The following is a 12,023-nucleotide window of genomic DNA, read 5'->3' as shown; positions in this document are numbered from 1 at the left end:
ATCCGCCCATGAGTTCTCTCCGCCTGCTCACCGGCGCCGCCCTGCTGTTCAGCGTCGGTCTGGTCCACGCCGAAGTCGCCGTGATCGTCAATCCGGCCGCGGCCAAGACACCCGGCCAGGATGAAGTGGCCAACATCTTCCTCGGCAAGGACAAGTCGCTGAAGGGCGTCGACCAGAAGGACTGGTCGGCCACCAAGGAGACCTTCTATGCCAAGGTCGCCAACAAGAACGAAGCCCAGCTGAAGTCCTACTGGTCGGGCCTGGTGTTCACCGGCAAGGGGCAGCCGCTGCCCAGCGTGGCCGGCGACGCCGCCGTGGTCGCCCAGGTAGCCGGCGAAGCCGACGCCATCGGCTACGTGGACAAGGCCGCGGTCACCGACAAGGTGAAGGTCCTCTTCACCCTGCAGTGATAGTCGCACCATGAAAAAAGCCGTCTCGCGACGGCTTTTTTCATTTCCGGGAAGGCCTCAAGCCACCGAGGCGATGCGGTTGCCGGCGCTGGCCTTCTCGACCTTGATGGCGACGAACTTGGAAGTGGGCGTGAAGCTGCCCTCGCCGTAGCTCTCCAGGGGCACCAGCGGATTGGTCTCCGGGTAGTAGCCGGCGGCCTGGCCGACCGGGATGTCGAACGGCAGCGCGGTGAAGCCGCGGACCCGGCGCTCGATGCCGTCGTCCCACAGGGCGACCAGATCCACCTTCTCGCCGGCGGCCACGCCCAGCCGATCCAGATCGGCCTGGTTGACGAAGACCACGTCGCGCTGGCCCTTCACGCCGCGATAGCGGTCGTCGAGGCTGTAGATGGTGGTGTTGTACTGGTCGTGGGATCTCATGGTCTGCAGGATCAGATCCGGCTTGATGCCCTGGCGGCGGACCGCGTCCGGCAGCAGGTCATGCAGCAGCGCATTGGCGGCGAAATTGGCCTTGCCGGTGGCGGTGTTCCACTCCCGGCGCCCGGCCTTGTTGCCCAGGTAGAAGCCACCGGGCGCGGCCAGCCGGGCATTGAAGTCCTGGAAACCGGGGATGACGTCGGCGATCAGGTCGCGGATGCGGTCGTAGTCCTCGATCAGCCAGTCCCAGTCCACCGGATGGTTGCCCAGGGTGGCCTTGGCCAGCCCGGCGACGATGGCCGGCTCGGACTTCATCTGCGACGACAGCGGCCGCAGGATGCCGGCCGAGGCATGCACCATGCTGAAGCTGTCTTCCACGGTGATGGCCTGCTTGCCGCCCTTCTGCACGTCCGTCTCGGTACGACCCAGGCAGGGCAGGATCAGCGCCTGCCGACCGGTCACCAGGTGGCTGCGGTTGAGCTTGGTGGCGATGTGCACGGTCAGCCGGCACTTGCGCAGCGCCTTGTGGGTGCGCGGGGTGTCCGGGGTGGCCTGGGCGAAGTTGCCGCCCAGGGCGATGAACACCTTGGCCTGCCCCTGCTCCATGGCGGCGATGGCCTCCACGGTGTTGTGACCACGGTTGCGCGGCGGCTCGAAGGCGAAGCGCTTGGCCAGGGCGTCGCTGAGCCAGGCCGGGGCCTTCTCGTCGATGCCCATGGTGCGGTCGCCCTGGACGTTGCTGTGGCCGCGCACCGGACAGAGACCGGCGCCAGGCTTGCCGATCTGGCCGCAGAGCAGCTGCAGGTTGGCGATCTCCTGCACCGTGGCCACTGAGTGGCGGTGCTGGGTGATGCCCATGGCCCAGCAGATGATGACCTTCTCGGCCCGGGCATACATGCGCGCGGCCTGCTCGATCTCGTGCAGCGACAGCCCCGACTGGCGCTCGATCAGCTCCCAGGAGGTGGCGTCGACCTGGGCCAGGTAGTCGTCCATGCCGAGGGTATGGGCGGCGATGAAATCGTGGTCGAAGATGCGCTTGCCACCCTTGGCGGCGGCTTCGCGCTCCCACTGCAGGAGGTACTTGGCGATACCGCGCAGCGCCGCCATGTCACCGCCCAGAGCCGGACGGAAATAGGCGGTGTTGGTCGGCCGCGAGTCGTTGGTGAGCATCTCCAGCGGATTCTGCGGATGCTGGAAGCGCTCCAGGCCACGCTCCTTGAGCGGGTTGAAGCAGACCACCTGGGCACCGCGCTTCACCGCGTTGCGCAGGGTCTCGATCATGCGCGGGTGGTTGGTGCCGGGATTCTGGCCGATGACGAAGATGGCATCGGCCTCGTCCAGGTCGTGATAGGTCACGGTGCCCTTGCCGACGCCGATGCTGCGGCCCAGGCCGACGCCGCTGGCCTCGTGGCACATGTTCGAGCAGTCGGGGAAATTGTTGGTGCCATAGGCGCGCACGAACAGCTGGTAGAGGAAGGCCGCCTCGTTGCTGGCGCGACCCGAGGTATAGAACTCGGCTTCGTCGGGGCTGGCCAGGGCCTTGAGCTCCTTGGCGATCAGCGCGAAGGCGGCATCCCAGGCGATGGGCACATAGCGATCGGTGGCGGCGTCATAGCGCAGCGGCTCGGTCAGCCGGCCCTGGTATTCGAGCCAGTAGTCGCTCTGCTCCTGCAGCGAGGTCACGCTGTGGCGAGCGAAGAAGGCCGCATCGACACGGCGCTTGGTGGCTTCCCAGTTGACCGCCTTGGCGCCGTTCTCGCAGAACTTCACCAGGCCGTTTTCCGGCGCCTCGCCCCAGGCACAGCCCGGGCAGTCGAAGCCGTGGTCCTGGTTGGTCTTGAGCAGCGTCCGCAGATTCTTGAAGGCGTTGCCGCTGTCGAGCCAGAAGTGCACCACGCTCTTCAGGGCGCCCCAGCCGGCGGCGGGGCCTTGATAGGGTTTGAAGGACTGCTGAGGTTTGTTCATGGCGATACCTGTGGGATCAAGGGGCAACGGGCGCCGGGGCATAGACCCGCGGTGGCGACCGGTGCGGCAGGTGGATCAGATTGAGACGATGGCGGCGCGCCCATTCCACGGCGAGCCCGGTGGGCGCCGACAGGGTGATGAGGGTGGCGAGCCCGGCACGCACCGCCTTGTGGATGAGTTCGAGACTGCAGCGACTGGTGACCACCACGCAGCCCTCGCGCACCGGCTGGCGCTGGCGCAGCAGGGCGCCGATCAGCTTGTCCAGGGCGTTGTGGCGGCCGATGTCTTCGCGGCACAGGGTCAGTTCACCCTGAGCGTCGATGAACAGCGCGGCATGGACCGCCCCGCTGCGTTGCCCGAGATCCTGGGCAGCATCGATCCGCTGGCGCAGGTCATGCAGATGGGCGGCCGGGGGCAGCCGCACCTTGCGCAGTCGATCCAGCTGCGGCAGCGCCTGTTCCAGCGCCTCGACCCCGCACAGGCCGCAACCACTGGTCCCGGCCAGCTGGCGGCGCTGCTGCTTGAGCGCCCAGAAGGTGCGGCTGCTGATCTCGACGTCGACATTGAGCGCCTCGCCCACGCGCCGCACCTGGATGCCATAGATGTCGTCGATGGCATCGACGATGCCGGCGCTGAGGCTGAAACCGACCACGTAGTCTTCCACGTCGGCCGGGGTCGCCATCATCACCGCATGGCTGATGCCGTTGTAGGCGATGGCCAGCGCCACCTCTTCGGCCAGCGGCTGTTCGCCCCGTACGGCAGGCTGCTCCAGCTCGGCGAAGGCATAGCCGGCGGGGGCCGCGGCAACGAGGTCTGGCGATTGCTGGGACATGGGCGAAAACGACCTGCGGCGGTTTGACACAGATCAAAGATTAACCAGCACATCCCGAGGCGTCTAATCGCTATGACCGATGCCTTGATAAACGCTATCTATCACTCTCGGCGTAGAGCGCCTTGACCGCCTGGAAGCAGGCATCGGCGACCGCCAGTCGGGGTTCGGTCCGACGAATGAGCAGGCCCAGCGGCGTCAGGGTGCGGGCCGTGTCGATGGGAATCAGCCGGGCGTGGGGAGTAAGGCGATCAAAGCCGCCGGCCAGGGGCACCACGGCGCAGCAAAGTCCGGCATTGACCGCCTGCAAGAGCAGATAGACCGCATCGGTCTCCAGCACCGGCTGCGGCGTCAGGCCCAGGCTGCGAAAGCCGTGGTCCACCGACTGGCGAAAATGCATGGCGCCGGTCAGCAGGCCGAGCGGCAATCCGGCCACCGCCTGCCAGTCCAGCGCGACCTGGTCGAAGCTGAAATGCCGCTCGTCATAGAGCAGGCCCATGCGCGTCTCGGTCAGGGTCAGGCTGTCGAAGCGCGCCGGATCCAGGTGTTCCAGGTAGGAGATGCCCAGCTCCAGGCGATTGCTGGCTACGGCTTCGAGGATGCGCTCGGTGCTCAGCACCTGCAGCTGGAAATGCAGCTTGGGGTGCAGCAGGCGCAGGTGCTGCAGCAGCGGCATGGGATCGAAGCTGGCCAACGGCACCAGGCCGACCCGCAGGGTGCCCACCAGTTGTCCCTGGAAGGCCTGGGCCTCGGCATAAAGCCCGTCATGGGCGGCCATCAGGGTGCGCGCCCAGGCGAGAATGCGCTGACCGGCCTCGGTGAAGCCCTCGAAGCGCTGCCCGCGACGCACCAGCTCCACTCCCAGCTCGTCTTCGAGGCCGCGCAGGCGCATGGACAGGGTCGGCTGGGTAACGTGACAGCGCGCCGCGGCCTGGCCGAAGTGCCGCGTCTCGTCCAGGGCGATGAGAAAACGCAGTTGCTTGATATCCACAGATTACCTCCAGGCGCTCTGCCCCCTCTCCCGCTGGGAGAGGGCCGGGGTGAGGGTCGCCAGGACTGCGGCAGTCATCACTGCGGCAGCAACTCCCGATAGTCCCGCACCGCCTCGAATTCCTCGCTGTCCTTGGGTCCGCGCCGGCTGTCCGGCTCGTGGATCGCCAGCAGGTGGGCGACCCCGTAGTCGCGGGCGCTGCGCAGGATCGGCAGGTTATCGTCGATGAACAGGGTGCGCGCCGGATCGAAGGCGAAGTCGGCCTGCAGGGCGTGCCAGAACTGCTGTTCTTCCTTGGGAAAGCCATAGTCGTGGGAGCTGATCAGCCGGTCGAAATAGGGCGCCAGCTCGATGCGCTCCAGCTTCAGCGACAGGGAGTCGCGGTGGGCGTTGGTGATCAGCGCCACCCGCTTGCCGGCGCGCCGCAGGGCGGCCAGGAAGGTATCGGCATCCGGACGCAGGGCGATCAGGTGGGCGATTTCCTCCTTGAGTTCGCGCATGGAAAAACCCAGCTCGGCGCTCCAGAAGTCCAGGCAATACCAGGTCAGCTTGCCCTGGTGGCTGAAAAACAGCGGCTCCAGCTCGGCCTTGGCCAGCGCCAGGGACTGGCCGTGGCGCTCGGCATAGCGCTGCGGCAGGTACTCCAGCCAGAAATGGTTGTCGAAATGCAGATCGAGCAGGGTGCCGTCCATGTCCAGCAACACGGTATCGATACGGCTCCAGTCGAGAGGGGTCATGGTGACTCCGGATCATGTAACAGGCGGGTTATCATACCCGTCCGCCCAGCCCAGGAGCCGTCCATGCGCCAGAAACCCACTGTTCTCGCCCGACAGATCGTGGCCAAGAGCCGCCTGTTCACCGTCGAGGAGATGCAGTTGCGCTTCGCCAACGGCGAGGAACGCACCTATGAGCGCCTGGCCAACAAGGGCACCGGTCACGGTGCGGTGATGGTGGTGGCCCTGCAGGACGCCACCCGCGCCCTGCTCATCGAGGAATACTGCGGCGGCGTGGAAGACTACGAACTGTCGCTGCCCAAGGGCCTGGTGGAGCCGGGCGAAGAGATCCTCGACGCCGCCAATCGCGAACTCAAGGAAGAGGCGGGGTTCGGCGCCCACCAGCTGGAATACCTCACCGCGCTGTCGCTGAGCCCCGGCTACATGAGTCAGCGCATCCATGTGGTGCTGGCCCGCGACCTCTATCCGGAGCGCCTGCCGGGCGATGAACCCGAGCCCCTCGAAGTCAGCAGCGTCGACCTGCGCGAGCTGTCGCAGCTGGTGCAGAATCCGCGCTTTTCCGAAGGCCGCGCCCTGGCCGCCCTCTACCTGGTGCGCGACCTGCTCACCCAACGCGGAGAACTGCCGGCATGATGGCGCCCGTTTCCATTACCGCTCCGCTGGTACTCAACGTCATCGACCTGGTGCGCCAGGCCGGCGCGGCCATCCTGCCCCACTGGCGCCAGGGCGTGGCGGTGCGGCAGAAGAGCGACGACTCGCCGGTGACCGCCGCCGACCTCGCCGCCCACCGGGTGCTGGCCGACGGCCTCGCCCGGCTGACCCCGGACGTGCCGGTGCTGTCGGAAGAAGCCTGTGACATCCCCTTCGCGGCGCGCAGCGCCTGGGACGTCTGGTGGGTGGTCGATCCCCTGGACGGCACCAAGGAATTCATTGACGGCAGCGAGGAATTCACCGTCAACGTGGCCCTGGTCGAACGCGGCCAGGTGATCTTCGGCGTGGTCGGCATCCCCACCCGGGACGTCTGCTTCAGCGGCGGCCGCGAACTGGGCGCCTTCCGCATCCAGGGCGAAGACGGCATCGAGATGGGCGTGCGCGTCCAGCCGGAAGACGCCTTCACCGTAGTCGCCAGCCGCCGCCACGGCAGTCCGGCCCAGCAGCGCCTGATGGACGGGTTGGGCGATACCTTCGGCGAACCCAAACTGGTAAGCGTCGGCAGCTCGCTCAAGTTCTGCCTGCTGGCCGAAGGCCTGGCCGACTTCTATCCCCGACTCGCCCCCACTTCCCAGTGGGATACCGCCGCCGCCCAGGGCGTGCTGGAAGGCGCCGGCGGCGAGGTCCTGACCCTGGACGGCCAGCCCCTCACCTACGAGATGCGCGAGTCCTTCCTCAACCCGCACTTCCTCGCCCTGCCCCGCGAGGCCGCCTGGCGGCAACAGGTGCTGGAGCTGGCCGGGTCGTTGGGCGACGCCTGAGCCACGCCGCCCAAGTGGATTCCCAGAGGCTACCCGCTTGATATCGGAGTCGTATTCGTGCGCCTCCGTAGCCCCTTTGCTCGGCGCAGCCATCGCTGCCGATTTCGCCCTGTCAGTTTCGGCGCCTGTTTCTGCGGTGTGTCGAGCAATTCGGAATTACCCATCCAGTCTCGTATGAATCTCTGAATCAGCTACTTGAAGCGGTGTTCGCCGCCCTCGGTAGCAGCCCCAGGATTCACCGGCCTATTACCGCATCACCTTAAAAATCGGCGAATCCAGACTTGACACCGCAATTTTGTGATCACATATTTTATCTCACAAAATAAAAAGGAGCCGGTCATGTCCGACGTCCCCCTCGCCTTTCCCGCGCTGCGCCAGGTCACCCGCGCCACCCTGCAGGACCAGGTCTATCGCCAGCTGCGGGAAGCCCTGATGAGTGGCCGCTTTCAACCGGGGCAGAAACTCACCATCCGTGGTCTGGCCGAGGCCCTGGGTTCCAGTCCCATGCCCGTGCGCGAGGCACTGCAGCGCCTAAGCGCGGAAAATGCTTTCGAAGTATCAGGCACTGCCCGGTTGCGTGTACCCATGATGACGGCAGCGCGCCTGCGCGAGATCCGTGACGCCCGGGTCGCCCTGGAAGGCCTGCTGGCAGAGCGCTGCATCCAGCGCCTGGACGCCAGCGACCTGACGCAGATCGGCAGCATCTACCAGGACATGCAGCAGGCCGTGGACAACCACGACGTGCCTCGCTACCTCTGGACCAACTTCGCGTTCCACCGACGCATCTACGCCGTCGCCCGCGCCGACCTGATCGTTGCCGCCGTGGAGACCTTCTGGCTGCACATGGGTCCCTGCTTCGCCCTGGTGGCACCCGAGCCAGCCCACCTCGACCGCTCCATGGAGGCCCACGCCCGCATCGTCGCTGCCCTGGAGGCCCGCGATGGCGCCGCCGCTCGCGCCGCGGTGGCAGACGACATCATGCAGGCCGCCGACTCGCTCGGCCGCCTGCTGGCCCAGCGCGAAAATTCCAAGAGCAACGGAGGCAAACGCGCATGAGCGTGCTCGACAGATTCATCCCCTACCCCAACCTGCGGGTACTGATCTCCGGCGGCGCTGCCGGCATCGGCGAAGTCCTGGCCACGGCCTATCTGGAAGCTGGTGCCCAGGTCCATGTCTGCGACGTCAGCGAAACTGCCCTGGCAGCCTTTCGCGAACGGCATCCTACCGCCCTGGCCACCCGTGCGGATGTCGCCGTGGCTGCGGACGTCGCCCAGGTCTTCGTTGCGCAACGCGACCATTGGGATGGCCTCGATGTGCTGGTCAACAACGCTGGCATCGCCGGTCCGACGGCAGGCATTGACGACATCAACGAAGCCGACTGGCAGCGCACCTTGGACATCAATCTCACTGCCCAGTACCGCTTTGCCCATCACGCCGTGCCCCTGCTGCGCGAATCGCCCCATGGCCATCTGCTGCAGATCGCTTCGGTGGCCGGCCGCCTGGGCTATGCCTGGCGTACGCCCTATGCCGCTACCAAGTGGGCCATCGTCGGCATGATGAAGTCCCTGGCGGCCGAGTTGGGCGCAGCCGACATCCGAGTCAACGCCCTGCTCCCCGGTATCGTCGAGGGACCGCGTATGGACGGGGTGATCCGCGCCCGTGCCGAGCAGCTCGGTCTGCCGGAAGCGGAGATGCGCGAGCAATACCTGAAGAAAATTTCTCTGGGGCGCATGGTGACCGCCGAGGACGTCGCCGCCATGGCGCTGTTCCTCTGTTCGCCGGCGGCGCGCAACGTCACCGGCCAGGCGATCAGCGTGGACGGCAACGTCGAGTACCTCTGAAGCCCCAGCGTTTCCACAACAACAATTCACAGGAAACCCGCCTCATGGCCCACGCTCGCCCCGTCATCATCACCTGCGCCGTTACCGGTGCCATCCATACTCCATCTATGTCGCCGCATCTGCCGGTCACTCCCGAACAGATTGCCGACGCCGCCCTGGGCGCCGCGGCAGCCGGTGCCGCCATCGTCCATCTCCATGCCCGCGATCCCGAGGATGGTCGGCCGGTGCAGGATCCGGAGCTGTTTCGCCGCTTCCTGCCGCGCATCAAGCGGGAAAGCGACGTCATCATCAACCTCACCACTGGCGGCGCTCCGACCATGGGTGTGGAGGAGCGCCTGCAACCGGCGCTGCAGCTCAAGCCCGAGCTGGCATCGCTGAATATGGGTTCGATGAACTTCGGCCTCTACGAGATGCTCGGCCGCTTCAAGGACTTCCAGCACGCCTGGGAACGTCCTTACCTGGAAGAGAGCGACGACCGCATCTTCCGCAACACCTTCCGCGACATCGCCCATATTCTCGAGGCCTGCCGCGAGAATCACACGCGCTTCGAGATCGAGTGCTACGACATCGGCCACCTCTACACCGCTGCGCACTTCCTCGAGCGCGGACTGCTGCCGCGTCCACTATTCATCCAGTCGGTATTCGGCCTGCGCGGCGGCATCGGCGGGCACCCGGAAGACCTGATGCAGATGCGCCGTACTGCCGACCGGCTGTTTGGGGAGGACTATCTCTGGTCGGTACTCGGCGCCGGACGCAACCAGATACCGCTGGCGACCATGGGTCTGGCCATGGGCGGCAATGCACGGGTCGGTTTGGAGGATTCACTGTGGGACGGTCCGGGCAAGCTGGCCGCCTCCAACGCCGACCAGGTCCGGCGCATCCGTACCGTGGTGGAGGCCCTCGGTGGCCGGGTCGCCAGTCCAGATGAAGCCCGCGAGCTCCTGGGACTGAAGGGACGCAACGCCGTCGACTTCTAGCCCGCCCACCGAACCGCGCTTCCCGCAAAACAACAACAGAGAGGGAAAACATCATGCGTATCGAGATCGTCGCCGACCTCAAGACCACGCTTGGCGAAGGGCCACTGTGGGACGTGAATCAGCAGCGCCTGTATTGGCTGGACAGCTTCGACGGCCGCATCCTGCGCTGCACCGCCGACGGCCGCGAGCTGCGGGCCTGGGACGTCGGCCAGAAAATCGGTTCCATGACCCTGCGCCGCGACGGCGATCGCGCCTTGGTAGCCCTGCAGGAAGGCATCCACGACCTGGATCTGACCAGCGGTGAACTCACGCTCATCCACGCGCCCGAGCCCGACCTGCCACACAACCGACTCAACGACGGCAAGGTGGATCGCCAGGGACGCTTCGTTTTCGGCTCCATGGATACCCGCGAAGAAAGCGCCTCGGGCCGCCTCTACCGGCTGGATCCGGACCTGTCACTGCATGTCCTGGACGAAGGCATCATCTGCTCCAACGGTCCCTGCTGGAGTCCGGATGGCAGCACCCTGTATTTCACCGATACCTGGACCGGCGAGCAGTGGGCCTATGCCTACGACACGGCAACCGGCGCGGTAGGCGAGCGGCGCACGCGCAACCGGATCGACACCTCCGGCGGCGGTGCCGCGGATGGCGCCACCGTGGATGCCGAAGGCTACCTTTGGCAGGCCCTGGTCTACGCTGGCCAGCTGGTGCGCTACACCCCCGATGGTCAGGTGGAGCGGATCATCGAGATGCCGGTGAAGAAGGTCACCAGCGTCATGTTCGGCGGGCCCGAACTGGACATCCTCTACGTCACGTCCATGGCACGTCCGCCTCTGCCGCGCTTTCCCGGTGACGGTCAGCTGCGCGGAGCTCTGTTTGCCGTTCACGGCCTGGGCGTACGCGGCATCGCAGAGCGCCGCTTCGCCGCCTGACCCACCCTCCCACCGCTTCCAAACCCTTCAGGTTCTGACAGGGCGCCCGGCGGCGCCCGGAGCACACTCATGCACACCGCAAACAAGGCCTCGCTGCGCCAGATCCACCGCTATTCCTGGGTTTCCCTGCTGGTCTGCTGGCTGATCTGGATTCTCAACGCCTACGACCGCGAGATCGTCCTGCGCCTGGGGCCCACTATCTCCAAGCACTTCAACCTCAGCCCCGATGACTGGGGCACCATCGCCACCCTGATCATGCTCGCTCTGGCTCTGCTGGATATTCCGGGAGCGATGTGGAGCGACCGCTATGGCGCCGGCTGGAAGCGCGCACGCTTCCAGGTACCCCTGGTGCTGGGCTATACCGCGCTGTCGTTTCTCTCCGGCTTCAAGGTTCTGAGCCATAGCCTGACCAGCTTCGTCGCCCTGCGTATCGGGGTGAACCTGGGTGCCGGCTGGGGCGAACCGGTCGGCGTAAGCAATACCGCCGAATGGTGGCCGGTGGAACGCCGCGGGTTCGCCTTGGGCGCCCACCACACCGGCTACCCCATCGGCGCACTGCTCAGCGGCCTGGTGGCCAGCTTCGTGCTCACCACCTTCGGTGAGGACAACTGGCGCTATGTCTTCTTCTTCGCCTTTGTCGTCGCCGTACCGCTGATGCTGTTCTGGTCGCGCTATTCCACCGCCGAGCGAATCACCGCGCTGTATGTGGACATGGCAGCCAAGGGACTCACCCCACCTGATATCACCCCCAGCGGTCAGGTCGCCAAGGGCCAGGCGTGGCGCACCTTCACCGCGACCTTAAGCAACCGCAACATCGCCCTTACCGCCGGTAACACCCTGCTGACCCAGGTGGTGTACATGGGCATCAACATCGTCCTGCCGGCCTACCTCTATAACATCGCCAAGCTGTCGCTGGCCGAGTCGGCTGGGCTCAGCGTGGTCTTCGCCATCACCGGCATTCTCGGACAACTGATCTGGCCAACCCTCTCGGACATCATCGGGCGCAAGATCACCCTGATCATCTGCGGCCTGTGGATGGCCGCCAGCGTCGCTGCCTTCTACTTCGCCAGCAGCATTACTCTGATCATCCTGGTGCAGCTGCTGTTTGGCCTGGTAGCCAACGCCGTTTGGCCCATCTACTACGCGGTTGCCTCGGATGCCGCATTGCCGTCGGCCACCTCCACCGCCAATGGCATCATCACCACCGCCATGTTTATTGGTGGCGGCATCGCACCGGTCCTGATGGGCTGGCTGATCAGCGCCGGGGGCGGCTGGACCAGCCTGGGCGGCTACGTCTCCTGCTTCTTTCTGATGGCGGGCTGTGCGCTCGGGGGTGCGCTTCTGCAGCTGGGTACCCGAGCACCGGCCAAGCCCGCCATCGCCGCGCGACCTTGACACCAGGAGCGCAATAGCGCCCAGACCTCAAAGCGCCTTCGGCACCTGCTGGTGATCGGG

Annotated in this window: 12 protein-coding genes; 8 read left to right on the top strand and 4 right to left on the bottom strand. The window is 66.0% G+C overall.

The genetic code is table 11. From position 1 onward, the window contains the following. Nucleotides 1-8 precede the first annotated feature (8 nt). Entirely contained in the window at nucleotides 9-410 is a 402-nt protein-coding gene (locus tag AABM56_RS01655) for a phosphate ABC transporter substrate-binding protein (protein WP_133860491.1), read from the top strand. A 57-nt stretch (nucleotides 411-467) separates the two neighbouring features. On the opposite strand, the gene AABM56_RS01650 is transcribed toward AABM56_RS01655, so the two are convergent. From AABM56_RS01650 to yrfG, 4 genes are all read right to left on the bottom strand, one after another. Continuing rightward, nucleotides 468-2,792: an FdhF/YdeP family oxidoreductase gene (locus AABM56_RS01650; protein WP_187980918.1), complete on the bottom strand. Its 2,325-nt coding sequence runs from the start codon at nucleotides 2,790-2,792 to the stop codon at nucleotides 468-470. A gap of 16 nt (nucleotides 2,793-2,808) precedes the next feature. Next, nucleotides 2,809-3,624, bottom strand: a complete 816-nt coding sequence (gene fdhD / locus AABM56_RS01645) for a formate dehydrogenase accessory sulfurtransferase FdhD (RefSeq protein ID WP_133860489.1) — start codon at nucleotides 3,622-3,624, stop codon at nucleotides 2,809-2,811. A 94-nt stretch (nucleotides 3,625-3,718) separates the two neighbouring features. Beyond that, complete coding sequence (locus tag AABM56_RS01640) at nucleotides 3,719-4,612, bottom strand: LysR family transcriptional regulator (RefSeq protein WP_133860488.1); 894 nt, start codon at nucleotides 4,610-4,612, stop codon at nucleotides 3,719-3,721. A 77-nt stretch (nucleotides 4,613-4,689) separates the two neighbouring features. Beyond that, nucleotides 4,690-5,349: a GMP/IMP nucleotidase gene (gene yrfG, locus AABM56_RS01635; protein WP_133860487.1), complete on the bottom strand. Its 660-nt coding sequence runs from the start codon at nucleotides 5,347-5,349 to the stop codon at nucleotides 4,690-4,692. 63 nt (nucleotides 5,350-5,412) lie between these two features. Here yrfG and nudE point away from each other — a divergent pair, with 63 nt between their 5' ends. From nudE to AABM56_RS01600, 7 genes are all read left to right on the top strand, one after another. After that, the gene (gene nudE, locus AABM56_RS01630; RefSeq protein WP_059316538.1) at nucleotides 5,413-5,979 is read left to right on the top strand and encodes an ADP compounds hydrolase NudE; all 567 of its coding nucleotides are present in this window, start codon (nucleotides 5,413-5,415) and stop codon (nucleotides 5,977-5,979) included. Further along, nucleotides 5,976-6,818 (top strand): 3'(2'),5'-bisphosphate nucleotidase CysQ, encoded by an 843-nt coding sequence (gene cysQ / locus AABM56_RS01625; protein ID WP_133860486.1) that lies wholly within the window; start codon nucleotides 5,976-5,978, stop codon nucleotides 6,816-6,818. The genes nudE and cysQ overlap by 4 nt, the downstream gene beginning before the upstream one ends. A gap of 339 nt (nucleotides 6,819-7,157) precedes the next feature. Further along, nucleotides 7,158-7,874, top strand: a complete 717-nt coding sequence (locus tag AABM56_RS01620; RefSeq protein WP_133860485.1) for a GntR family transcriptional regulator — start codon at nucleotides 7,158-7,160, stop codon at nucleotides 7,872-7,874. Continuing rightward, complete coding sequence (locus tag AABM56_RS01615) at nucleotides 7,871-8,659, top strand: SDR family oxidoreductase (protein WP_133860484.1); 789 nt, start codon at nucleotides 7,871-7,873, stop codon at nucleotides 8,657-8,659. Before AABM56_RS01620 ends, AABM56_RS01615 begins: the two co-directional genes overlap by 4 nt. 44 nt (nucleotides 8,660-8,703) lie before the next feature. Further along, entirely contained in the window at nucleotides 8,704-9,636 is a 933-nt protein-coding gene (locus AABM56_RS01610; protein ID WP_108576243.1) for a 3-keto-5-aminohexanoate cleavage protein, read from the top strand. Nucleotides 9,637-9,689: 53 nt separating this feature from the next. Beyond that, the gene (locus AABM56_RS01605; protein ID WP_187980913.1) at nucleotides 9,690-10,568 is read left to right on the top strand and encodes an SMP-30/gluconolactonase/LRE family protein; all 879 of its coding nucleotides are present in this window, start codon (nucleotides 9,690-9,692) and stop codon (nucleotides 10,566-10,568) included. 69 nt (nucleotides 10,569-10,637) lie between these two features. Beyond that, the gene (locus tag AABM56_RS01600; protein WP_133860482.1) at nucleotides 10,638-11,963 is read left to right on the top strand and encodes an MFS transporter; all 1,326 of its coding nucleotides are present in this window, start codon (nucleotides 10,638-10,640) and stop codon (nucleotides 11,961-11,963) included. The last annotated feature ends 60 nt before the right edge of the window (nucleotides 11,964-12,023 follow it).

Source organism: Pseudomonas aestiva (assembly GCF_039908605.1).
Taxonomy (GTDB): domain Bacteria; phylum Pseudomonadota; class Gammaproteobacteria; order Pseudomonadales; family Pseudomonadaceae; genus Chryseomonas; species Chryseomonas aestiva.
Note: the sequence above shows the minus strand (reverse complement) of the source record. Positions and strands in the feature narration are given on the sequence as shown.